The organism is Streptomyces peucetius, assembly GCF_025854275.1.
Taxonomy (GTDB): Bacteria; Actinomycetota; Actinomycetes; order Streptomycetales; family Streptomycetaceae; genus Streptomyces; species Streptomyces peucetius_A.
In genome coordinates this window covers 1,809,697-1,832,481 of sequence record NZ_CP107567.1, presented here as the reverse complement: position 1 = coordinate 1,832,481, position 22,785 = coordinate 1,809,697, and the positions used below count along the sequence as shown (strand labels likewise).

The following is a 22,785-nucleotide window of genomic DNA, read 5'->3' as shown; positions in this document are numbered from 1 at the left end:
AACCATGGAGTTCCGATGGCCCCGACCGCCCGCCGCACCGTCCTGAAGGGCGCGGCCCTCGCCGGGGCCGCCGGGCTGGGGGTCGCCGGATGTTCCACCGAGTCCAAGCTCGGCCACGCGGAGGTCCCCACCCCCACGGCACCGGTCGATCTCGGCGCCGCGGACGCCGTGCCCGTCGGCGGGGCCAGGCTCTACCGCGAGGAGCGCCTTGTCGTGCACTGCCCGGCCAAGGGCGAGTACAAGGCGTTCAGCGCCCAGTGCACCCACGCCGGCTGCGTCCTCGACAAGGTGGAGGGCACGGAGGGCAACTGCCCCTGTCACGGCAGCCGCTTCGACGTGACGACCGGCAGGGCCCTGCAGGGCCCTGCCACGGTGCCGCTGCCGGAGGTGCCGGTCAAGGCGGAGGGCGGCCGGCTCGTGGCGGGCCCGGAGGCATAGACGGGCGGCCGCGCCCGCAGAGCGTCACTCCCAGTCCCAGCCGATCCCCAGGGTCCCCGGCCGCACCCCTTGCTCGACGAGGTGCACTGTGCGGTGCCGCCCGCTGAGGGCGAGTTCCGTGTGGGGACCACGCTGCGTTCCCGTCGCCCCCCAGGAGAGGCGCCGGCAGCGCACGGGCAGCGGCGCGCCCTCCTCGAAGCGCACCTGCACCATGTACTGGCCGCCCGCGGAGCCGAAGGCGCGTATGTACTCCGTGCTCCGGCCGCCGGTTCCGTCCTCGAAGCCGTAGCCGAAGACGTACGTCTCGCCGGGCCGCAGCCGGGTGTCGAAGAGCAGTTCGACGGCCACGACGCCGCTCGCCCGGTCCCGCCGCACCCGCCCGGCGCGGCAGTTCTCGAAGGCGCTCACCTCCACGGACGCGGGGTCGCAGCCCGGGTCGCCGTGGTGGACGGCGAGGTAGCGGTCGACGCCGTCGCGGTGGGCGCGTACGACCTGCTGCGAGTCCCGTCCGAGCAGCTGCCCCCGAGCCCCGATGCGGACCCGTTCGTGGTGTCCGACCGTGTGCAGCCCGCTGTCCGCGGGCGGGCCGAGGCCGGCCACGAGCCGTTCCACCGCCCCGGACCGGTCCGCGCTTCTGCCGGGGGGCCGGGTCTCGGCACGGCAGGCCTCCCCCTCGCCCGTACCGAGCAGGCGGACCAGCGAGTTCCCCGGCAGGCAGAGCACCTCTTCCAGGGCCCGGACCGCCCGCAGCGACTCGGGGCGCTGCGGGCGCCGGGCGCCCTGCTGCCAGTAACTGAGGCTGGTGACGCCCACCTTGATCCCGCGATGGGCGAGATGGTGCTGGACGCGCTGCAGCGGGAGCCCGCGTACGGCGAGGGCGGCACGCAGCGCCAGATGGAAGGGGCCGGTGTTCAGCACCTGCGCCAGATCGGCCTCGGCGTGGCGCATGGATTCCTCCGGGGAACGAGGGAACGAGGGAGCAAGGGAACGAGGGGCGCCGGGCCGGTCGGAAGGGGTGTGTCCGGTGGCCGTGCGCAGCACCGTGTCCGCCGCGGCGAAGCGGGGTGGGGTTCCCCGCATTGAAGCGGGTTGATCTTGCCCGGACAAGGCTCGGTACCCATCCGTGTCCCGCATCCGCCCGGAACACGGCCGGGAGTGGTCATGTACCTGGCGGGGACTGTCCGTGCTGTCACTGCCCGCCAGTAGGGTGGACGGCATGGCCGACCCCTCCAGCTACCGCCCCAAGCCGGGACAGATCCCCGACTCGCCGGGGGTCTACCGGTTCCGCGACGAACACCGCCGGGTGATCTACGTCGGCAAGGCCAAGAGCCTGCGTTCGCGCCTCGGGAGCTACTTCCAGGACCTGGCGAATCTCCACCCGCGCACCCGGACCATGGTCACCACCGCGGCCTCCGTCGAGTGGACGGTCGTCTCGACCGAGGTGGAGGCGCTCCAGCTGGAGTACTCCTGGATTAAGGAGTACGACCCCCGGTTCAACGTCAAGTACCGCGACGACAAGAGCTACCCCTATCTGGCGGTGACGCTGAACGAGGACTTCCCGAGGGTCCAGGTGATGCGCGGCGCCAAGAAGAAGGGCGTCCGCTACTTCGGTCCGTACGGGCACGCCTGGGCGATCCGCGAGACCGTCGACCTCATGCTGCGCGTCTTCCCGGTGCGTACCTGCTCCGCGGGCGTCTTCCGCAACCACGTGCAGAAGGGCCGCCCCTGTCTGCTGGGCTACATCGGCAAGTGCTCCGCGCCCTGCGTGGGCCGGGTCACGCCCGAGGAGCACCGCGAACTGGCCGAGGAGTTCTGCGACTTCATGGCCGGCCGGACCGGGACGTACATCCGCCGCCTCGAGAAGCAGATGATGGCCGCGGCCGAGGAGATGGAGTACGAGAAGGCGGCCCGCCTCCGTGACGACATAGAGGCCCTCAAGCGCGCCCTCGAGAAGAACGCGGTGGTGCTGGCCGACGCCACCGACGCCGACCTGATCGCGCTCGCCGAGGACGAGCTGGAGGCGGCGGTGCAGATCTTCCACGTGCGCGGCGGCCGGGTCCGCGGCCAGCGCGGCTGGGTCACCGACAAGGTGGAGAACGTCGACACGGCCGGCCTGGTCGAGCACGCCCTCCAGCAGCTGTACGGCGAGGAGAGCGGCGACGCCGTCCCGAAGGAGGTCCTCGTTCCCGCCCTGCCCGAGGACACCGACGCGGTCACGCAGTGGCTGAGCGGGCGCCGCGGGGCGGGTGTCTCCCTGCGCGTCCCGCAGCGCGGCGACAAGAAGGCCCTGATGGAGACGGTCGAGCGCAACGCGCTCCAGGCCCTCGGGCTACACAAGACCAAGCGCGCCAGCGATCTGACCACCCGCTCCCGTGCCCTGGAGGAGATCGCGGAGGCCCTCGGGCTCGACTCGGCACCGCTGCGCATCGAGTGCTTCGACATCTCGCACCTGCAGGGCGAGGACGTGGTGGCGTCCATGGTCGTCTTCGAGGACGGGCTCGCCCGCAAGAGCGAGTACCGCCGCTTCCAGATCAAGGGCTTCGAGGGCCAGGACGACGTCCGCTCCATGCACGAGGTGATCACCCGCCGCTTCAAGCGCTACCTCGCGGAGAAGGACCGTACGGGTGAGTGGATCGGCGGTGACGACCCCGGCCACGAGGCCAAGGACGAAGAAGGCCGGCCGAAGAAGTTCGCCTACCCGCCGCAGCTCGTCGTCGTCGACGGCGGACAGCCGCAGGTGGCGGCGGCCAAGCGCGCCCTGGACGAGCTCGGCATCGACGACGTCGCGGTCTGCGGCCTCGCCAAGCGCCTCGAGGAGGTCTGGCTGCCGCACGACGACGACCCCGTGGTCCTGCCGCGGTCGAGCGAGGGCCTGTATCTGCTCCAGCGGGTACGGGACACGGCCCACGACTTCGCCATCCGCTATCAGCGTTCCAAGCGTTCCAAGCGCATCAGGACCAGCCCTCTGGACGCGGTTCCCGGGCTCGGCGACACCAGGAAGCAGGCACTGATCAAGCATTTCGGCTCGGTCAAGCGCCTGCGGCAGGCGACAATCGAGCAGATCTGCGAGGTTCCCGGCATGGGCCGCAAGACGGCCGAGTCCGTGGTCGTGGCCCTGGCACGGACGGCGCCGCCCGCGCCTGCCGTGAACACCGCCACAGGAGAGATCATTGAAGAGAACGACGGGGGCAGCACGGCATGACTGAGCACGACGGAGACGGAGCAGCAGACGTGAGTACGGGCAACGGCACCGAGCCCGGCGGCGAGGCCGCGGCGGACGCGGCCATCCCCGAGCTGGTGATCATCTCCGGGATGTCCGGCGCCGGCCGCAGTACGGCGGCCAAGTGTCTGGAGGACCTCGGCTGGTTCGTCGTCGACAACCTGCCGCCCGCACTGATCCCCACGATGGTGGAGCTGGGCGCCCGCTCGCAGGGCAACGTCGCGCGCATCGCCGTCGTCGTCGACGTGCGCGGCCGGCGCTTCTTCGACAACCTCCGCGAGTCCCTGGCCGACCTCGACGCCAAGCAGGTCACCCGCCGGATCGTCTTCCTCGAGTCGTCGGACGACGCACTGGTGCGCCGGTTCGAGTCGGTGCGCCGCCCGCACCCGCTGCAGGGCGACGGCCGGATCGTCGACGGCATCGCCGCCGAGCGTGACCTGCTGCGCGAGCTGCGCGGTGACGCCGACCTGGTGATCGACACCTCCGGTCTCAACGTCCACGAGCTGCGCGCCAAGATGGACGCCCAGTTCGCCGGCGACGAGGAGCCGGAGCTGCGCGCGACGGTCATGTCGTTCGGTTTCAAGTACGGCCTGCCCGTCGACGCCGACCTCGTCGTCGACATGCGTTTCCTGCCGAACCCGCACTGGGTGCCGGAGCTGCGCCCCTTCACCGGTCTCAACGACGAGGTGGCGAACTATGTCTTCAACCAGCCCGGCGCCAAGGAGTTCCTCGACCGTTACACCGAACTGCTCCAGCTGATCGCCGCCGGCTACCGCCGCGAGGGCAAGCGGTACGTGACCGTCGCGGTGGGCTGCACCGGCGGCAAGCACCGCTCCGTCGCCACCTCCGAGAAGCTGGCCGCCCGTCTGTCCTCCGCCGGTGTCGAGACTGTCGTCGTCCACCGGGACCTGGGGCGCGAGTGACCGGACGCAACCTCCGCCTGCGGCGGCTGCGCAAGTCCACGCGCCCGCTGTCGTCACGGAAGCGCGGCGCGCAGCCCAAGGTCGTCGCCCTCGGCGGCGGCATGGGCCTGTCCGCGTCGCTCGCGGCCCTGCGCCGCATCACCGGTGACCTCACCGCGGTCGTCACGGTCGCCGACGACGGCGGTTCCAGCGGCCGGCTCCGTGAGGAGCTCGGCGTGCTGCCGCCCGGGGACCTGCGCAAGGCCCTGGCGGCGCTGTGCGGCGACGACGACTGGGGCCAGACCTGGGCCCGGGTCATCCAGCACCGTTTCCAGTCCAAGGGCGACCTGCACGAACACGCGGTCGGCAATCTGCTGATCGTGGCGCTGTGGGAGCAGTTCGGCGACCACGTCCAGGCACTGGACCTGGTCGGCAAGCTGCTCGGCGCGCACGGCAGGGTGCTGCCCATGTCCGCCGTCCCGCTCGAGCTGCAGGCGCTGGTGCGGGGCCATGATCCGGCGCGCCCAAACGAGGTGGACACCGTGCGCGGTCAGGCGACCGTGGCGCTCACCCCCGGTGAGGTCCAGTCCGTGCACCTCGTGCCGAACGACCCGCCGGCCGTCCCGGAGGCCGTGGCGGCCGTGCTGGATGCCGACTGGGTGGTGCTCGGCCCCGGCTCCTGGTTCTCCTCCGTCATCCCGCACCTGCTGGTGCCCGAGCTGCTGGAAGCCCTGGTCGAGACCAAGGCGCGCCGGGTGCTCTCGCTCAACCTCGCGCCGCAGCCCGGTGAAACAGAAGGCTTCTCCCCGCAGCGTCATTTGGAGGTTTTGGGACGACACGCGCCTAAACTCACCCTGGACGTGGTGCTGGCCGACGAGGCCGCAGTGCCCGACCGCGACTCCCTCGCCGATGCCGCCCAGCGGCTGGGCGCCGCGGTCGAGCTGGCTCCGGTGGCCTCTCCCGACAGCGTTTCGAAGCACGATCCGGAACTGTTGGCGGCCGCGTACGACCGTATTTTTCGGATGCATGGAAGGATCGGCCCATGGCGATGACGGCAGCGGTGAAGGATGAGATCTCCCGGCTCCCCGTCACCCGGACCTGCTGCAGAAAAGCGGAGGTCTCGGCCATCCTGCGGTTCGCGGGCGGTCTGCATCTGGTGAGCGGCCGCATCGTGATCGAGGCGGAGCTGGACACCGGCATCGCGGCGCGCCGGCTCAAGCGCGACATCCTGGAGATCTTCGGTCACAGCTCGGAGCTGATGGTTATGGCTCCCGGCGGCCTGCGCCGCGGCTCACGCTTCGTCGTACGGGTCGTCGCGGGCGGTGACCAGCTGGCCCGCCAGACGGGCCTCGTCGACGGCAGGGGGCGCCCGATCCGCGGGCTCCCGCCGCAGGTCGTCTCGGGTGCCACGTGCGACGCGGAGGCCGCCTGGCGGGGCGCGTTCCTGGCGCACGGTTCGCTGACCGAGCCCGGCCGCTCGTCCTCGCTGGAGGTCACCTGCCCGGGACCGGAGGCGGCCCTCGCTCTCGTGGGCGCGGCGCGCCGGCTCTCGATCGCGGCGAAGGCGCGCGAGGTGCGCGGAGTCGACCGGGTGGTCGTCCGTGACGGTGACGCGATCGGCGCGCTGTTGACCCGCCTCGGCGCGCACGAGTCGGTGCTGGCCTGGGAGGAGCGGCGGATGCGGCGCGAGGTGCGCGCCACCGCCAACCGGCTGGCCAACTTCGACGACGCCAATCTGCGCCGCTCGGCCCGTGCCGCGGTGGCGGCCGGTGCCCGGGTGCAGCGGGCCCTGGAGATCCTCGGCGAGGAGGTGCCCGAGCATCTCGCCGCCGCGGGCCGGCTGCGGATGGAGCACAAGCAGGCCTCGCTGGAGGAACTGGGTGCGCTCGCCGACCCGCCGCTGACGAAGGACGCGGTCGCCGGCCGTATCCGCCGGCTGCTGGCGATGGCGGACAAGCGGGCGCAGGACCTGGGCATCCCGGGTACGGAGTCGAATCTGACGGAAGAGATGGCCGACGGTCTGGTCGGCTGACGACCCTCCTGGCATGTAGCTACACAGCTCTACTGCCGACGCCTCTCGAGGCGTCGGCAGTGTCGTTTCTGTCCTTTCCTGTCCACCGGGGCCGGTACGGCCCTATTGACATGATCATGGGGAGTCATGAGCCTGTCGCATGCCCGCCGTCACGGCGGACACGAGCACTTTCCTGGCGGACAACAGCAAGGGGGGCTTATGAGACGCAGAGCGAGATCGATCCTCGCAGCGGCCTCACTCCTGATCGCGGGAGTGTCGGCAGCGCCGATCGCGCAGGCCGACCCAGGGGGCAGGGGCGGGGGCGGGAACGGCGAGGAACTCGCCGTATGGCACGCGGAAGTGAGCAAGGAACAGGTGCCGCTGGTCCTCGCGGCGGGCACCGACGGCCATGAGCTGGGCGAGCAGATCCCGGACAAGGGCACTGCCACCATCGAACTGCACCTCACCCAGCGGCAGGCCGGCGAACTGCGTGAGCAGGGCGTCGAGATCACCGAGCACACCATCTCCGACAAGGCGGAGAGGCGCCTCGCCGCCACGGGAGACGGAGTCTTCCGCCCGTACAGCGGCGAAGGCGGCCTCAAGAGCGAGATCCTCGACACCGCGAAGGCCCACCCGCAGCTCACCAAGGTCGTGAGCATCGGAAAGTCCGTCAAGGACCAGGACATTCTCGCCCTCAAGATCTCCAAGGGCGCCGACCGGCACCGCGACGGCGCCAAGCCGGCCACCCTGTACCTGTCCAACCAGCACGCCCGTGAATGGATCACCCCGGAGATGACCCGGCGGCTGATGCACCACTACCTCGACAACTACGGCAAGGACCCGCGGATCACGAAGATCGTGGACGCCACCGAGCTGTGGTTCGTGCTCTCCGCCAACCCCGACGGCTACGACTACACCTTCACCGGCACCGAAGAGCGCCAGTGGCGCAAGAACCTCCGCGACAACAACGGAGACGGAAGGACCACCGCGGGCGACGGCGTCGACCTCAACCGCAACTTCGCCTACAAGTGGGGCTACGACAACGAAGGCTCCTCGCCCGACCCGTTCGACGAGACCTACCGCGGCCCCGGCCCCGGCTCCGAACCGGAGACGCGGGCCATCGACCGCTTCCAGAAGCGCATCGGCTTCGAGTACGGCATCAACTACCACTCCGCCGCCCAGCTGCTGCTGTACGGAGTGGGCTGGCAGGTGGCCACCCCGACCCCGGACGACGTGCTCTACAAGGCGCTGGCCGGCACGCCCGACAACTCCGCGATCCCCGGCTACCGGCCGCAGGTCTCGTCCGAGCTCTACACCACCAACGGCGAGACCGACGGCCACGCGGCCAACGTCAACGGGACGATGATGTTCACCCCCGAGATGTCGACCTGCGCCGCCGCCTCCCGCGTCGACCCCGACGACGAGTGGAACCCCGCGGACTGCGCCTCCATCTTCACCTTCCCCGACGACGAGGAACTGATCCAGCAGGAGTTCGCCAAGAACATCCCGTTCGCGCTCTCCGTCGCCGAGACCGCCGCCCACCCCGACCGGCCGTCGTCGTCGTCGGGGATCGAGGCCCCGGACTTCACCCCGGACACCTTCACCACCTCCTACGCCCGCGGCGGCGACCAGGAGGTCTCCGTCACCGCCCGCAGATCGGTGCGCCACAAGGAGCTCAACTACCGGATCAACGGCGGCCGCACGCACGACGAGAAGCTGCGCCCCTGGAAGGGCGGCGAGCGCTACGGCGGCGAGGACAACCTGCACTTCGACGAGTACCGCGCACGGATCGAGGGCGCCGAACCGGGCGACCGCGTCGAGGTGTGGTTCACCGGCCGCGCCAAGAACGGCGGACGCACCGCGAGCGAGCACTTCATCTACACCGTCGCCGAGCGCCCGCGCGGTGACACACTGGTGATCGCGGAGGAGGGCGGCACGGCCGCCGCCCGGCACACGGCCGCCTACACCCGCGCCCTCGCCGGCAACGGGAAGCGCAGCGCCGTCTGGGACGTCGCCACGCAGGGCACCCCGCACCCGCTCGGCGTGCTGAGCCACTTCGAGACCGTCCTGTGGTACTCGGCCGCGGCGGAACCCTCCTGGGCCACCACCCAGGCCGTGCGCGCCTACGTCAACGAGGGCGGAAAGCTCATCACCGCGGGTGAACACGCGGGTGGCGACGCCGACCTCGGCCGGGCGCTGAGCGACGACTTCTCCCAGTACTACCTCGGAGCATTCGGCCGCGCCTCACTCACTGGAGTGAACGGGTTCCTCGGCACCGGGCGCCTCTCGGGCGCCTCCGGCACGCTCGGCGACGCCCCCGGCAACCTCCTCGACGCGGCCGGCGCGTACACGATCACCTCCGACACGCTGCCGTCCGACGAGTTCCCGCAGTTCCGCAGCGCGGCCGCGGGCGACTACCCGGGCGCGAAGATGCCGTTCTCGCCGTACGAGGGCGAGTGGTACGCGGCGGCCGCCCATCACAACTCCTCCTGGACGCGGCTGTCCCGCACCGTCGATCTGACCGGCACGGCCGCCGGCGAGAAGCCCACGCTGAACATGCGGCTCAGCTTCAACACCGAGCCCGGCTACGACAACGCCGTCGTGGAGGTCCACACCGTCGGCCAGGACGACTGGACGACGCTGCCCGACGCGAACGGGGGGACGTCCACCACCGTGCCCACCCAGTGCGACGGCGGCTTCTACATCGACCAGCACCCGTTCCTGGGGCACTACCTCACGCTCGGGCAGGACGCGTGCACGGCCAGTGGCACTACCGGCAGCTGGAACTCCTTCACCGGAGCCTCGGACGGCTGGCGGGCGGCCTCCTTCGACCTGAGCGCCTACGCGGGCCGGCAGATCGAGGTCTCCGTCTCCTACGTCACCGACCCGAGCGCCGGCGGCCGTGGCGTCTTCGTCGACCGGGCCGGCCTGGTCATCGGCGGCGTGGAGCAGTCCGTCGAGGGCTTCGAGACGTCACTGGGGCCCTGGCGGGCGGCCGGGCCGCCGGAGGGCAGCCCGGCCCCGCGAGGCGGCTGGGAGCGCAGCCAGGACCTGTATCCGTCCGGGTCCGCGGTGAGCACCAGGGACAGTGTGCTGCTCGGTTTCGGCCTCGAGCACGTGCGCGGCGCAGCCGAGCGCGAGCGCGTCGTCGGCGCGGCGCTGCGGGCCCTGCGGCGCTGACCACCCGAGGTGACCGGGCGCTGGGCGGCGGCAGGCACGCCCCGCGCCCGGTCACCCGAAACCGCGGCCGGATATTCCTACTGGCGGGTATGGGCCACCGTCCCGAGAACCGGGCATCTCGATGTCACTGCGGGGGCCTCAGCGGGGTAGGGTCGTAGGCGGTCGGGGACATCCCTATACAACTCGCCGGCGTCGAAAACCGGCGTACCTAACGAGGAGATCGGTTCGTGACGATCCGCGTAGGCATCAACGGCTTTGGCCGCATCGGTCGTAACTACTTCCGCGCGCTGCTGGAGCAGGGTGCAGACATCGAGATCGTGGCTGTCAACGACCTGGGTGACACTGCGACCACGGCCCACCTGCTGAAGTACGACACCATCCTCGGCCGTCTCAAGGCCGAGGTGAGCCACACCGCCGACACCATCACGGTCGACGGCCACACCATCAAGGTGCTCTCCGAGCGCAACCCCGCCGACATCCCGTGGGGCGAGCTGGGCGTCGACATCGTCATCGAGTCGACCGGCATCTTCACCAAGAAGGCCGACGCCGAGAAGCACATCGCCGGCGGCGCCAAGAAGGTCCTCATCTCGGCTCCGGCCAAGGACGAGGACATCACCATCGTGATGGGCGTCAACCAGGACAAGTACGACGCCGCCAACCACCACGTCATCTCCAACGCCTCCTGCACCACCAACTGTGTGGCGCCGATGGCCAAGGTTCTGGACGAGAACTTCGGCATCGTCAAGGGCCTGATGACGACGGTCCACGCGTACACCAACGACCAGCGGATCCTGGACTTCCCGCACAAGGACCTGCGCCGCGCCCGCGCCGCCGCGGAGAACATCATTCCGACGACCACCGGTGCCGCCAAGGCCACCGCCCTGGTCCTCCCGCAGCTGAAGGGCAAGCTGGACGGCATCGCCATGCGCGTCCCGGTCCCCACCGGCTCGGCCACCGACCTGGTCGTGGAGCTGCAGCGCGAGGTCACGAAGGACGAGGTCAACGCCGCGTTCAAGAAGGCCGCCGACGACGGCGACCTCAAGGGCTTCCTCGTCTACACCGAGGACCCGATCGTGTCCTCCGACATCGTCAACGAGCCGGCGTCCTGCACCTTCGACGCCTCGCTGACCATGGTCCAGGAGGGCAAGTCGGTGAAGATCCTCGGCTGGTACGACAATGAGTGGGGCTACTCCAACCGCCTCGTCGACCTCACGGTCTTCGTCGGCGAGCAGCTCTGACCTGTACCGCCTGATCCACCACGAGAGCACCACGATGTGAGCGTCAGGGCTCGGGCAGCGCAATGCGGCGCTGTCCGGGCCCTGCCGTGCGTCCAGCCCTCCGAGGAGCCGCAAAACATGAAGACCATCGACCAGCTGCTGGCCGACGGGGTCACCGGCAAGCGGGTATTCGTCCGCGCCGACCTCAATGTGCCGCTCGACGGCACCACCATCACCGACGACGGCCGGATCCGGGCCGTCGTGCCGACCGTCGCCAAGCTCGCGGAGGCCGGGGCGCGGGTCGTCGTCGCCTCGCACCTGGGCCGCCCCAAGGGCGCCCCGGACCCGGCGTTCTCGCTGGCCCCCGCCGCCGAGCGGTTGGGTGAACTGCTCGGATCACACGTGGAGTTCGCGACCGACACGGTCGGCGAGTCGGCCACCGCCGCCGTCGCGAACCTCGGGGACGGTCAGGTCGCCGTCCTGGAGAACCTCCGCTTCAACGCCGGGGAGACCTCCAAGGACGATGCCGAGCGCGGCGCCTTCGCCGACCGGCTCGCCGCCCTGGCCGATGTCTACGTCGGCGACGGCTTCGGTGCCGTGCACCGGAGGCACGCCTCCGTCTACGACCTCCCGGCCCGGCTGCCGCACGCGGCCGGCTTCCTCATCGCCACCGAGGTCGGCGTCCTCAAGAAGCTCACCGAGGAAGCCCGGCGGCCCTACGCCGTCGTGCTCGGCGGCGCCAAGGTCTCCGACAAGCTCGGCGTCATCGACCACCTGCTGGAGAAGGCCGACCGCATCCTCATCGGCGGCGGCATGGCCTACACCTTCCTCAAGGCCCAGGGCCACGAGGTCGGCATCTCGCTGCTCCAGGAGGACCAGGTCCCGGCGGTGCTCGAGTACCTGGAGCGCGCCAAGGCCAAGGGTGTGGAGTTCGTGCTCCCCGTCGACGTGCTGGTCTCCTCCGAGTTCCCGGACCTGAAGACCAAGGCCCCGGCCCACCCGGCGGTCGTCGCCGCGGACGCGATCCCCGCCGACCAGGAGGGTCTGGACATCGGTCCCGAGACCCGCAAGCTGTACGCCTCGAAACTCGCCGACGCGGCCACCGTCTTCTGGAACGGTCCGATGGGCGTCTTCGAGCACCCCGACTACGCCGAGGGCACCAAGGCCGTTGCCCAGGCGCTCGTCGACTCCCCGGCCTTCACCGTGGTCGGCGGCGGGGACTCCGCCGCGGCCGTGCGGACCCTGGGCTTCGACGAGAAGGCATTCGGCCACATCTCGACCGGCGGCGGCGCGAGCCTCGAGTACCTCGAGGGCAAGACGCTCCCCGGCCTTGCCGCACTGGAGGACTGAACACCTTGACCACGCGCACCCCGCTGATGGCGGGCAACTGGAAGATGAACCTCAACCACCTCGAGGCCATCGCCCACGTCCAGAAGCTCGCCTTCGCCCTGGCCGACAAGGACTACGACGCCGTGGAGGTGGCCGTTCTGGCGCCCTTCACCGACCTGCGGTCCGTCCAGACCCTGGTCGACGGCGACAAGCTGAAGATCAAGTACGGCGCCCAGGACATCTCGGCCCACGACTCCGGCGCCTACACCGGCGAGATCTCGGGTCCGATGCTGGCCAAGCTGAAGTGCACCTACGTGGCCGTGGGGCACTCCGAGCGCCGCCAGTACCACGCGGAGACCGACGAGATCTGCAACGCCAAGGTGAAGGCCGCCTACAAGCACGGCCTGACGCCGATCCTGTGCGTCGGCGAGGGCCTGGAGATCCGCAAGGCCGGCAACCAGGTCGAGTACACCCTCGCCCAGCTCGACGGCGGTCTGAAGGACGTCCCGGCCGAGCAGGCCGAGTCCGTCGTGATCGCCTACGAGCCGGTGTGGGCCATCGGGACCGGCGAGGTCGCCACCCCCGAGGACGCTCAGGAGGTCTGCGGCGCGATCCGCGCGCGGCTCGCGGAGCTGTACTCGCAGGAACTGGCCGACAAGGTCCGGATCCAGTACGGCGGCTCCGTGAAGGCGGGCAACGTCGCCGCGATCATGGCCCAGCCCGATGTCGACGGCGCCCTGGTGGGCGGCGCGGCTCTGGACGCCGACGAGTTCGTCAAGATCGTCCGCTTCCGCGACCAGTGAGTAACCGGTGAGTATGCGGTAGCGCCGATCCGGCGTACCCTTGCGGGGGCCTGGGGCTCACACATCGAGCCCGGGCCCCCGTCGTCCGTATTGAGTCCAAGAGAATTGCCAGGAAGTAGGGTCCAGCCGTGGTTATGGGATTCTCGATCGCCCTGATCATTTTCAGCGGGCTGCTGATGTTGCTCGTGCTGATGCACAAGGGGAAGGGCGGCGGTCTTTCCGACATGTTCGGTGGCGGAATGCAGTCGTCCGTGGGTGGCTCCTCGGTGGCCGAGCGCAACCTCGACCGCATCACCGTCGTCGTGGGTCTGCTGTGGTTCGCGTGCATTGTCGTGCTCGGTCTGCTGATGAAGCTGGACAGCTGACCCGTCCGTTCCGTGTCCGGAGCCGGTGTCCAACTCCAATCACTGGACGAGCGTTGGGCCTTACGTAGACTGGGGCACTCGCGGCGCAGCCGCTGTGAATCGCTGTGCAGCACCATCACGCAGGGAGTTACGACCGTGGCAAGTGGCAACGCGATCCGGGGAAGCCGGGTCGGAGCGGGGCCGATGGGCGAGGCAGAGCGAGGCGAGTCCGCGCCGCGCCTCCGCATCTCCTTCTGGTGCTCGAACGGGCACGAGACGCAGCCGAGCTTCGCCAGTGACGCACAGGTCCCCGACACTTGGGACTGCCCGCGGTGCGGGTTCCCGGCCGGTCAGGACCGCGACAACCCGCCGGACCCGCCGCGCACCGAGCCGTACAAGACGCACCTCGCGTACGTGCGGGAGCGGCGCAGCGACGCGGACGGCGAGGCGATCCTCGCGGAGGCGCTCGCCAAACTGCGCGGCGAGATCTGACTCCAGGTCCGGCCGGCACCCCGATCGGGGTGCCGGCCGGACTTTCTCGTCACCGGTTCGCTTTCTGTGCGCCGACCCGCCGAAGCCTCGCCGGCCCGCCTGATCAATTAGGTTGGGAACCGCAGCGGGGCATGCAGGCAGGTACGAGAAGAAGTGGGCTGATGTCCGAGATGAACGCAAGGCAGACCAGGCTCAACCAGATGCCCGAATGGACCGCTCTCGGCAAGCACCGCGAGCAGTTGGGCGGTACGCATCTGCGGGAGCTGTTCGCCGCGGACCCGGAACGCGGGAGCAGGTACACCCTCCAGGTCGGCGATCTGTATCTCGACCACTCCAAGCACCTGGTCACCGACGAGACGCTGGCGCTGCTGCGTGACCTGGCCGCAGCCACCGGCGTCGCCGGGCTGCGGGACGCCATGTTCCGCGGCGAGAAGATCAACACCACCGAGGACCGCGCCGTCCTGCACACGGCGCTGCGTGCCCCGCGGGACGCCGTGATCGAGGTCGACGGCGAGAACGTGGTGCCCGCCGTCCACGCGGTGCTCGACAGGATGGCCGCGTTCTCCGAGAAGATCCGCTCCGGCGAGTGGACCGGCCACACCGGCAGGCGCATCAGGAACATCGTCAACATCGGCATCGGCGGCTCCGACCTCGGGCCCGCGATGGCGTACGAGGTGCTCCGCTCCTACACCCAGCGGGACCTGACGTTCCGTTTCGTCTCCAACGTGGACGGGGCCGACCTGCACGAGGCTGTGCGCGACCTCGACCCGGCGGAGACCCTATTCATCATCGCCTCGAAGACCTTCACCACCATCGAGACGATCACCAACGCCACCTCCGCGCGCGACTGGCTGCTCACCAACCTCCGGGTCGGCCCCGACGCCGTGGCCAAGCACTTCGTCGCGCTGTCGACCAACGCCGAGAAGGTCTCCGGCTTCGGTATCGACACGGCCAACATGTTCGAGTTCTGGGACTGGGTCGGCGGCCGCTACTCGTACGACTCCGCGATCGGTCTCTCCCTGATGATCGCGATCGGCCCGGACCGGTTCCGCGAAATGCTCGACGGCTTCCACCTCGTCGACGAGCACTTCCGCACCGCGCCCGCCGAGGCCAACGCGCCGCTGCTCCTTGGCCTGTTGGGCGTCTGGTACGGGGCGTTCTTCGACGCCCAGTCGCACGCCGTGCTGCCGTACTCGCACTACCTGTCCAAGTTCACCGCCTACCTCCAGCAGCTCGACATGGAGTCCAACGGCAAGTCCGTCGACCGCGACGGCAATCCGGTCGACTGGCAGACCGGCCCGGTGGTGTGGGGCACCCCCGGCACCAACGGGCAGCACGCCTACTACCAGCTGATCCACCAGGGCACCAAGGTCATCCCGGCCGACTTCATCGGCTTCGCCAAGCCCGTCCCCTCCCTGCTCGCCGGTCTCGTCCCCCAGCACGACCTGCTGATGGCCAACTTCTTCGCACAGACCCAGGCCCTCGCCTTCGGCAAGACGCCCGAGGAGGTACGGGCGGAGGGCGTCGCGGAGGAGCTCGTCGCACACAAGACGTTCAAGGGGAACCACCCGACGACGACGATCCTCGCCGAGGAGCTCACCCCGTCGGTGCTCGGTCAGTTGATCGCCCTGTACGAGCACAAGGTGTTCGTCCAGGGCGCGATCTGGAACATCGACTCCTTCGACCAGTGGGGCGTCGAGCTCGGCAAGGTCCTCGCGAAGAAGATCGAGCCCGTGCTGACCGACGGCAAGGGCGGCGAACAGCTCGACAGCTCCACCGCGACGCTGGCCGGCAAGTACCGGACACTGCGCGGCCGGTGACCTGATGGCGGGGGAGAACGCGGTGCGGCTGCGGCCGCCGAACAACCGGCTGAACGAACGGGCCGTCAACTGGTGGCGTACGCAGTGCCTGCTGACCGCCGCCGTCCCGGCTCTCGTGCTCGCCGTACTGGGCGCCTTCATCGAGCCGGCCCGCACCTGGCTGCTGGTCCCGGCAGGCGTGATCGCCGTCCTCGGCCTCGCGGGCACCGCGTTCTTCCCCGCCTGGTGGTACCGGGTGCACCGCTGGGAGGTGACCGACGAGGCGGTGTACGTGCGCACCGGGGCGCTGTGGCAGGAGTGGCGGATCGCGCCCATGTCCCGCATCCAGACCGTTGACACGGTCAGGGGACCGCTGGAGCAGGCGTTCCGGCTCGCCACCGTCACGGTCACCACCGCCTCCGCCAAGGGCGCTGTCAGGATCGAGGGCCTCGACCACGAGGTGGCCGCGGAACTCGCGGAGCGCCTGACCCGGATCACCCGGGCCACACCCGGGGACGCGACGTGAGCGGTCCCGGACAGGACGGGCAGTGCGGGCCGGACCAGCAGGGCCGGCAGGAGTGGCGGCGGCTCGACGGGCGCACCGTCCTCGTCACCGCCCTCGTCATGGCCGGCTTCGCGGGCGGCGCCGGACTGCCCACCCTCCTCGGCCTCGCCGGCGGCATGCCCCTGTGGAAGGCCGCGTCCTGGGTGCTCGCCGGCGCCGGCCTGCTGATCGGCGCCGTCACCGGCGCGGACCTGGTGCGCTGGCAGCGCACCCGCTACCGCATCGGCCCCGAACTGGCCGAGCTCCACACCGGCCTCTTCCTGGTCAAACGGCGCTCACTGGCCCGCGAGCGGATCCGCACCGTCGACCTCACCGCCAATGTGCTGCTGCGCGTCCTCGGACTCGTCAAGGTCCGCATCGGCACGGGCGAGCACACCGGGGGCGGCGAATCCACCCTGGAACTCGACGCGGTCACGCGCGCGGAGGGGGAGCGGCTGCGACTGGAACTCCTGGCCAGGGCCACCCCGCGCGGGCCCGCCACCCACCGCGAGGGCGCACTGGCCGTCCTCGACCCGGCCTGGATCCGCTATGCCCCGGTCTCCTTCGTCGCCCCGCTGCTCGGCGGCGCCGCGGCGGGCGCCGTGATGCAGGTCAGCGAATGGTTCGGGGCGCAGGGCGAGGTCATCGGCTGGGTGTGGGACCGCTTCAGGGACACCTCGATCGTATGGATGGTCGTGGTGCTCGCCGCTGCCGCGCTGGCCACCGGTGTCGTCGGCGCGCTCGGCCTCTGGATCGAGATGTGGTGGAACTACCGGCTCGAGCGCGAACCCGGCGGCACCCTGCGGGTGAGGAGGGGCCTGTTCACCTCGCGCTCGATATCGATCGAGGAGCGCCGGCTGCGCGGAGTCGACCTCGTCGAGCCGCTGGGCGTCAGACTCTTCGGCGCGGCCCGGCTGGACGCGGTCGCCACCGGACTGGTCAACAACGAGAAGGACAAGAAGGCCGACGCCAACGTGCTGCTGCCGGTGGTGCCGCGAGCACAGGCCGACGAGGTCGCGGCGCAGGTACTGCGGGAGACCGCGTCGCCGACGGCCGCGTCCCTGCTGACGCCCCACCCGCCGGCCGCCCGGGGCCGGCGGCTGCGCTGGGCGATCGGCGCCGTGCTGCTGCCCGTCGGGATCCTCGCGCTCCTCGGCGCGCTGCTGACGCCGGTGCTGCTGTGGATCGCCGTGGGGTGCGCGGCGGTCGGCGTCCCGGTGGCGGTACTCCTCGCGCTCGACGCGTACCGGGCCCTGGGGCACGGGATTGCCGGGGACTATCTCCTCACCCGCTCCGGCACGGTCCGCCGCAGCACGGTCGCGCTCCAGCGGACCGGCGTGATCGGCTGGACGGCCCGGCAGTCCCTCTTCCAGCGCCGCGCGGGCCTCATCACCCTCACGGCGACGACGGCTGCGGGCGGGGGAGCGTACGGCGTCTACGACGCGGGGGAGGCGGAGGCGCTGGTGTTCGCGGCGGAGGCGGTGCCGGGGCTGCTGGAGCCGTTCCTGCGCCGGGAGTAGCGCCTGCGGGGGGCTTGTCCCGTCCCCGCCCCTTCCGAACCGGGGGCTCCGCCCCCGGCCCCCGCGCCTCAATTGCCCCGTAACGGCCCGGCGGCCGTGGGAGGTACCCCCAGCAGGCTGGATCTTGCCGGTCTTGTCGGGGCTCCGCCCCGAGTCCGGCGCTTCAAACTCCCCCTACGGCCTGGCGGCCGTGGGCGGGGGGTATCTCCCACGCCGCCAGGCCGTAGGGGGAGTATCCCCAGCGAGGTTGGAGTTGCCCGACTGGGCTGGTTTGCCGCGCAGCGGCTTTTCCAGCCCGGCCGGCGTTCGAGGCGACCGCGCGAAGCGCGGTACGGGGGGCCCGGGGCGGAGCCCCGGTTTCGGGAAGGGGCGGGGTGGGGGACAGGCACCGCGCAGCGGCCCCGCCCCCGCCGCGCCGTGCAACGCGCGAGGCCCGGTCCGCCGCAGGGGCGGACCGGGCCTCGGGAAGGACGCTCAGGCGGACGCCGGCGGGTACAGCGAGCGCGGCAGTTTCGACGCCGCCGCCCCGTCCAGCAGCCACAGCGTCCGGGACCGCCCGTACGCGCCCGCCGCCGGTGCCTGGATCTCGCCCGCGCCGGACAGCGCGATCTGTGCCGCCTGCGCCTTGTCCTCGCCCGCCGCGAGCAGCCACACCTCGCGTGCCGCGCGGATGGCCGGCAGCGTCAGCGAGATGCGGGTCGGCGGCGGCTTGGGCGCGCCGTGGACGCCGACCACCGTGCGCTCCGTCTCCCGGACCGCCGGCAGCTCGGGGAAGAGTGACGCCACATGCGTGTCGGGGCCGACGCCCAGCATCAGCACGTCGAACGTCGGCACCGGGCCGTGGTCCTCCGGCTGTGCGGCCGCGGCCAGTTCCGCCGCGTAGGCGGCGGCCGCCGCCTCCACGTCGGAGCCGTACGCGCCGTCCGACGCGGGCATGGCGTGCACCCGCGACGGGTCCAGCGGCACGGAGTCGAGCAGCGCCTCACGGGCCTGGGTGACGTTGCGTTCCGGGTCGCCCTCGGGCAGGAACCGTTCGTCACCCCACCACAGGTCGAGTCGCGACCAGTCGACCGCGTCCCGGGCCGGGGACGAACTGAGCGCGGCCAGCAGGCCGTTGCCGTTGCGGCCGCCGGTGAGAACCACCGAGGCGGCCCCACGGGCGGCCTGCGCGTCCACGACCTTCGTGATCAGCCGGGCCGCGGCCGCCTGTGCCATCAGCTCCTTGTCGCGGTGGACGACCAGCTGCGGTGCCGCGGTCACTTGGCCGCCGCCTTCTTCGCCGGGGCGGCCTTCTTGGCCGCGGGCGCCTTCCGCTCCGCCGGCGCCGGCTGCGCCTCCGCGGCCTCCGCGGCCTCCGCGGCCTCCGCGGCCTCCGCGGCCTCCGCGGCCGACGCGGCCGCGGAGAGGCGCTCGACGCCGTACCGCAGCGCCGACGCATACGTGTCGTCGGGGTCGAGCCTGCGCAGCTCCTCCGCGATCAGCTCGGCCGTCTCACGCCGCTTCAGCGCGACTGCGCGGTCCGGCTGGCCCTCGATCGACAGCGTCGCGAGCGACCCGTCGGGCCGGTCGAGCACGATCGGGCCGCGGCTGGACTCCAGCCGTACCGACGTGAGACCGGGCCCGGCCGACGACGTACGTTTCACCGGTACGTCCAGCCGGTCGGCGAGCCACATCGCGAGCAGCTCGCAGCTCGGGTTGAACTCCTCGCCCTCCACCTCGACGGAGGTGACCTCGCAGGCGACCTGGTCCAGCGCCGCCGCGAGCATGGAGCGCCACGGAGTGATCCGGGTCCAGGACAGATCGGTGTCGCCGGGGGTGTAGGCCTCCGCGCGGGCCGCGAGCTCCCGTACGGGGTGCTCGGCCGCGTAGGTGTCGGTCACACGCCGCTGGGCCAGCGAACCGAGCGGGTCGTTGGCCGGGTCGGTCGGCGCGTTGACCGGCCACCAGACGACGACGGGGGCGTCGGGCAGCAGCAGCGGGAGCACCACGGACTGGGCGTGGTCTGTGACCTCGCCGTACAGCCGCAGCACGACCGTCTCGCCGGTGCCGGCGTCCGCGCCGACGCGGACCTCGGCGTCGAGCCGGGCCTTGGCCCGGTCGCGCGGCGAACGGGAGACCCGCTTGATGACCACGAGGGTGCGCGAGGGATGCTCCCGGGACGCCTCGTTGGCGGCCTTCAACGCGTCGTAGGCGTTCTCCTCATCGGTCACGATGACCAGGGTGAGGACCATGCCGACGGCCGGGGTTCCGATCGCCCGGCGGCCCTTCACCAGCGCCTTGTTGATCTTGCTGGCCGTGGTGTCCGTAAGGTCGATCTTCATGGCCGACGCCAGCTCCGTCCGTCTCGTGCGAGCATTTCGTCCGCCTCGTCCGGACCCCAGGTGCCGGCCGTGTACTGCGCCGGCTTCCCGTTCGCGTCCCAGAACTCCTCGATCGGGTCGAGGATCTTCCAGGACAGCTCGACCTCCTCCACCCGCGGGAAGAGGTTGGAGTCGCCGAGCAGCACGTCGAGGATGAGGCGTTCGTACGCCTCGGGGCTGGACTCCGTGAAGGACTCGCCGTAGGCGAAGTCCATCGACACGTCCCGGACCTCCATGGAGGTGCCCGGCACCTTGGAGCCGAACCGCATGGTCACGCCCTCGTCCGGCTGGACGCGTATGACCAGGGCGTTCTGGCCCAGCTCTTCCGTGGCGGTGGAGTCGAACGGTGAGTGCGGGGCGCGCTGGAAGACGACCGCGATCTCGGTGACGCGGCGGCCGAGCCGCTTGCCGGTGCGCAGATAGAACGGGACGCCCGCCCAGCGGCGGTTGTCGATCTCCAGCTTGATCGCTGCGTAGGTGTCGGTCTTCGACTTGGGGTCGATGCCGTCTTCCTGCAGATAGCCGACGGCCTTCTCGCCGCCCTGCCAGCCCGCCGTGTACTGCGCGCGGACCGTGCTCCTGCCCAGGTCCTTGGGGAGCTTCACCGCTCCGAGGACCTTGGTCTTCTCCGCCGCGAGGGCGTCCGCGTCGAAGGAGGCGGGCTCCTCCATCGCGGTCAGCGCCAGCAGCTGGAGGAGGTGGTTCTGGATCACGTCACGGGCGGCGCCGATGCCGTCGTAGTACCCGGCGCGGCCGCCGATGCCGATGTCCTCGGCCATCGTGATCTGCACATGGTCGACGTACGACCGGTTCCATATGGGCTCGAACAGCGTGTTGGCGAACCGCAGCGCCAGGATGTTCTGGACGGTCTCCTTGCCCAGGTAGTGGTCGATCCGGAAGACCTCGTTCGGCGGAAAGACCTCGTGCACCACCTGGTTGAGCTCCTCGGCGGAGACCAGGTCGTGGCCGAACGGCTTCTCGATGACCGCGCGCCGCCAGGAACCTTCCTTCTGGTCCGCCAGCCCGTGCTTCTTCAGCTGCTGGACGACCTTGGGGAAGAACTTCGGCGGCACGGAGAGATAGAACGCGAAGTTCCCGCCGGTGCCCTGCACCTTGTCGAGGTCCTCGATGGTGGACCTCAGCTGCTCGAACGCGTCGTCGTCGTCGAAGGTGCCCTGGACGAACCGCATCCCCTGGATGAGCTGCTGCCAGACCTCTTCGCGGAACGGCGTACGCGCGTGCTGCTTGACCGCGTCGTGGACCTCCTGTGCGAAGTCCTCGTCGGCCCACTCGCGACGGGCGTAGCCGATGAGCGAGAAGCCCGGCGGCAGCAGTCCCCGGTTCGCGAGGTCGTAGACGGCGGGCATGAGCTTCTTGCGCGACAGGTCGCCCGTGACGCCGAAGATGACCAGGCCCGACGGCCCCGCGATACGCGGGAGCCGTCGGTCGGCAGCATCACGGAGCGGGTTGGCTCCGCCAATACCGGACAAGTCGCTCAGCCCTCCGAGGGTGCGAGGCGCTTGAGCTCCGCCTCGGTCGACTTGAGCAGGTCGTTCCAGGACGCCTCGAACTTCTCGACGCCCTCGTCCTCGAGCAGCTGGACGACCTCGTCGTAGGAGATGCCGAGCTTCGCGACGGCCTCGAGGTCGGCGCGGGCCTGCTCGTACGTGCCGCTGACGGTGTCACCGGTGATCTGTCCGTGGTCACCGGTGGCCTCGAGGGTGGCCTCCGGCATGGTGTTCACCGTGCCCGGGGCGACCAGCTCGTCGACGTACAGGGTGTCCTTGTACGCCTTGTCCTTGACGCCGGTCGAGGCCCACAGCGGACGCTGCTTGTTGGCCTGCGCCTTGTCGAGCGCGGCCCAGCGGTCGCCGCTGAACACCTCCTCGTAGGCCTCGTAGGCGAGGCGCGCGTTGGCCAGGGCGGCCTTGCCGCGGGCCTCCTTGGCCTCGGGGGTGCCCAGCGCGTCCAGGCGCTTGTCGATCTCGGTGTCCACGCGGGACACGAAGAACGAGGCGACCGAGCGGATCTTGGACAGGTCCAGGCCCGCGGCCTTGGCCTTCTCCAGACCGGCCAGGTAGGCGTCCATGACCTCGCGGTAGCGCTCCAGCGAGAAGATCAGCGTCACGTTGACGCTGATACCGAGGCCGATGACCTCGGTGATCGCCGGCAGGCCCGCCCGGGTGGCCGGGATCTTGATGAAGGTGTTCGGCCGGTCCACCAGCCAGGCCAGCTGCTTGGCCTCGGCGATGGTCGCCTTGGTGCTGTGCGCGAGACGCGGGTCGACCTCGATGGACACCCTGCCGTCCTGGCCACCCGTCGAGTCGAAGACCGGACGCAGCACGTCCGCGGCGTCACGGACGTCCGCGGTCGTGATCATGCGGATGGCTTCCTCGACGGTCACCCTGCGGGCCGCGAGGTCCTCGAGCTGCTGGTCGTAGCCGTGGCCCTCGGAGATCGCCTTCTGGAAGATCGACGGGTTGGTCGTGACACCCACGACGTGCTGCTGATCGATCAGCTCGGCGAGGTTGCCGGAGGTGATCCGCGTGCGCGAAAGGTCGTCCAGCCAGATCGCGACGCCTTCGTCGGAGAGGCGCTTGAGTGCGTCTGTCATGAGAAATGCATC

The 22,785-nt window shown here is 70.7% G+C and carries 19 protein-coding genes; 14 read left to right on the top strand and 5 right to left on the bottom strand.

Translation table 11 applies throughout. The annotated features are described in order from the left end of the window. The first annotated feature begins 15 nt into the window (after nt 1-15). Complete coding sequence (locus OGH68_RS08465) at nt 16-438, top strand: Rieske (2Fe-2S) protein (RefSeq protein ID WP_264242717.1); 423 nt, start codon at nt 16-18, stop codon at nt 436-438. A gap of 24 nt (nt 439-462) precedes the next feature. Here OGH68_RS08465 and OGH68_RS08460 read toward each other — a convergent pair whose 3' ends face one another. Continuing rightward, nucleotides 463-1,386, bottom strand: a complete 924-nt coding sequence (locus OGH68_RS08460) for a hypothetical protein (RefSeq protein WP_264242716.1) — start codon at nt 1,384-1,386, stop codon at nt 463-465. A 268-nt stretch (nt 1,387-1,654) separates the two neighbouring features. Here OGH68_RS08460 and uvrC point away from each other — a divergent pair, with 268 nt between their 5' ends. The 13 genes from uvrC (at nt 1,655) to OGH68_RS08395 (ending at nt 17,799) form a co-directional block, all read left to right on the top strand. Next, a complete protein-coding gene (uvrC, locus tag OGH68_RS08455) occupies nt 1,655-3,640 on the top strand; it encodes an excinuclease ABC subunit UvrC (protein WP_264242714.1) in 1,986 nt (661 codons plus the stop codon). Next, nucleotides 3,637-4,581: an RNase adapter RapZ gene (gene rapZ / locus OGH68_RS08450; protein WP_264242713.1), complete on the top strand. Its 945-nt coding sequence runs from the start codon at nt 3,637-3,639 to the stop codon at nt 4,579-4,581. The genes uvrC and rapZ overlap by 4 nt, the downstream gene beginning before the upstream one ends. After that, complete coding sequence (locus OGH68_RS08445; RefSeq protein ID WP_264242712.1) at nt 4,578-5,612, top strand: gluconeogenesis factor YvcK family protein; 1,035 nt, start codon at nt 4,578-4,580, stop codon at nt 5,610-5,612. The genes rapZ and OGH68_RS08445 overlap by 4 nt, the downstream gene beginning before the upstream one ends. Beyond that, nucleotides 5,603-6,592: a DNA-binding protein WhiA gene (whiA, locus tag OGH68_RS08440; protein ID WP_005318962.1), complete on the top strand. Its 990-nt coding sequence runs from the start codon at nt 5,603-5,605 to the stop codon at nt 6,590-6,592. The genes OGH68_RS08445 and whiA overlap by 10 nt, the downstream gene beginning before the upstream one ends. A 198-nt stretch (nt 6,593-6,790) precedes the next feature. After that, on the top strand, nt 6,791-9,751 hold the full coding sequence (locus OGH68_RS08435; protein WP_264242710.1) for a M14 family metallopeptidase: 2,961 nt from the start codon (nt 6,791-6,793) through the stop codon (nt 9,749-9,751). 227 nt (nt 9,752-9,978) lie between these two features. Beyond that, nucleotides 9,979-10,989, top strand: coding sequence for a type I glyceraldehyde-3-phosphate dehydrogenase (gap, locus tag OGH68_RS08430; RefSeq protein WP_264242709.1), 1,011 nt, complete (start codon nt 9,979-9,981; stop codon nt 10,987-10,989). 117 nt (nt 10,990-11,106) lie between these two features. After that, complete coding sequence (locus OGH68_RS08425) at nt 11,107-12,318, top strand: phosphoglycerate kinase (protein ID WP_264242708.1); 1,212 nt, start codon at nt 11,107-11,109, stop codon at nt 12,316-12,318. A 5-nt stretch (nt 12,319-12,323) separates the two neighbouring features. Next, a complete protein-coding gene (gene tpiA / locus OGH68_RS08420; protein WP_264242707.1) occupies nt 12,324-13,100 on the top strand; it encodes a triose-phosphate isomerase in 777 nt (258 codons plus the stop codon). 134 nt (nt 13,101-13,234) lie between these two features. Continuing rightward, entirely contained in the window at nt 13,235-13,465 is a 231-nt protein-coding gene (gene secG / locus OGH68_RS08415) for a preprotein translocase subunit SecG (protein WP_005318972.1), read from the top strand. Nucleotides 13,466-13,600: 135 nt separating this feature from the next. After that, a complete protein-coding gene (locus OGH68_RS08410; RefSeq protein WP_003957010.1) occupies nt 13,601-13,936 on the top strand; it encodes an RNA polymerase-binding protein RbpA in 336 nt (111 codons plus the stop codon). 170 nt (nt 13,937-14,106) lie between these two features. Beyond that, entirely contained in the window at nt 14,107-15,756 is a 1,650-nt protein-coding gene (gene pgi, locus OGH68_RS08405) for a glucose-6-phosphate isomerase (RefSeq protein WP_264249974.1), read from the top strand. A gap of 4 nt (nt 15,757-15,760) precedes the next feature. Then, nucleotides 15,761-16,261, top strand: a complete 501-nt coding sequence (locus OGH68_RS08400; protein ID WP_264242706.1) for a PH domain-containing protein — start codon at nt 15,761-15,763, stop codon at nt 16,259-16,261. Then, nucleotides 16,258-17,799 carry a PH domain-containing protein gene (locus OGH68_RS08395; RefSeq protein WP_264242705.1) on the top strand — a complete coding sequence of 514 codons (1,542 nt, stop codon included), beginning with the start codon at nt 16,258-16,260 and terminating at the stop codon, nt 17,797-17,799. The genes OGH68_RS08400 and OGH68_RS08395 overlap by 4 nt, the downstream gene beginning before the upstream one ends. A 474-nt stretch (nt 17,800-18,273) precedes the next feature. Here OGH68_RS08395 and pgl read toward each other — a convergent pair whose 3' ends face one another. The 4 genes from pgl to tal are packed head-to-tail and all read right to left on the bottom strand — an operon-like array spanning nt 18,274 to nt 22,773. Next, a complete protein-coding gene (pgl, locus tag OGH68_RS08390) occupies nt 18,274-19,059 on the bottom strand; it encodes a 6-phosphogluconolactonase (protein WP_264242703.1) in 786 nt (261 codons plus the stop codon). Then, nucleotides 19,056-20,120 carry a glucose-6-phosphate dehydrogenase assembly protein OpcA gene (opcA, locus tag OGH68_RS08385; RefSeq protein ID WP_264242702.1) on the bottom strand — a complete coding sequence of 355 codons (1,065 nt, stop codon included), beginning with the start codon at nt 20,118-20,120 and terminating at the stop codon, nt 19,056-19,058. The genes pgl and opcA overlap by 4 nt, the downstream gene beginning before the upstream one ends. Beyond that, nucleotides 20,117-21,649, bottom strand: coding sequence for a glucose-6-phosphate dehydrogenase (gene zwf, locus OGH68_RS08380; protein WP_264242701.1), 1,533 nt, complete (start codon nt 21,647-21,649; stop codon nt 20,117-20,119). Before zwf ends, opcA begins: the two co-directional genes overlap by 4 nt. 5 nt (nt 21,650-21,654) lie before the next feature. Beyond that, nucleotides 21,655-22,773 (bottom strand): transaldolase, encoded by a 1,119-nt coding sequence (gene tal / locus OGH68_RS08375; protein ID WP_264242700.1) that lies wholly within the window; start codon nt 22,771-22,773, stop codon nt 21,655-21,657. Between the last annotated feature and the right edge of the window lie 12 nt (nt 22,774-22,785).

Excerpts from the sequence above, each read along its gene's own strand:
- OGH68_RS08465 (WP_264242717.1), top strand. The coding sequence starts at position 16 with ATGGCCCCGACCGCCCGCCGCACCGTCCTGAAGGGCGCGGCCCTCGCC.
- OGH68_RS08460 (WP_264242716.1), bottom strand. The coding sequence starts at position 1,386 with ATGCGCCACGCCGAGGCCGATCTGGCGCAGGTGCTGAACACCGGCCCC.
- uvrC (WP_264242714.1), top strand. The coding sequence starts at position 1,655 with ATGGCCGACCCCTCCAGCTACCGCCCCAAGCCGGGACAGATCCCCGAC.
- rapZ (WP_264242713.1), top strand. The coding sequence starts at position 3,637 with ATGACTGAGCACGACGGAGACGGAGCAGCAGACGTGAGTACGGGCAAC.
- whiA (WP_005318962.1), top strand. The coding sequence starts at position 5,603 with ATGGCGATGACGGCAGCGGTGAAGGATGAGATCTCCCGGCTCCCCGTC.
- OGH68_RS08435 (WP_264242710.1), top strand. The coding sequence starts at position 6,791 with ATGAGACGCAGAGCGAGATCGATCCTCGCAGCGGCCTCACTCCTGATC.
- OGH68_RS08425 (WP_264242708.1), top strand. The coding sequence starts at position 11,107 with ATGAAGACCATCGACCAGCTGCTGGCCGACGGGGTCACCGGCAAGCGG.
- secG (WP_005318972.1), top strand. The coding sequence starts at position 13,235 with ATGGGATTCTCGATCGCCCTGATCATTTTCAGCGGGCTGCTGATGTTG.
- pgi (WP_264249974.1), top strand. The coding sequence starts at position 14,107 with ATGAACGCAAGGCAGACCAGGCTCAACCAGATGCCCGAATGGACCGCT.
- OGH68_RS08400 (WP_264242706.1), top strand. The coding sequence starts at position 15,761 with ATGGCGGGGGAGAACGCGGTGCGGCTGCGGCCGCCGAACAACCGGCTG.
- opcA (WP_264242702.1), bottom strand. The coding sequence starts at position 20,120 with ATGAAGATCGACCTTACGGACACCACGGCCAGCAAGATCAACAAGGCG.
- tal (WP_264242700.1), bottom strand. The coding sequence starts at position 22,773 with ATGACAGACGCACTCAAGCGCCTCTCCGACGAAGGCGTCGCGATCTGG.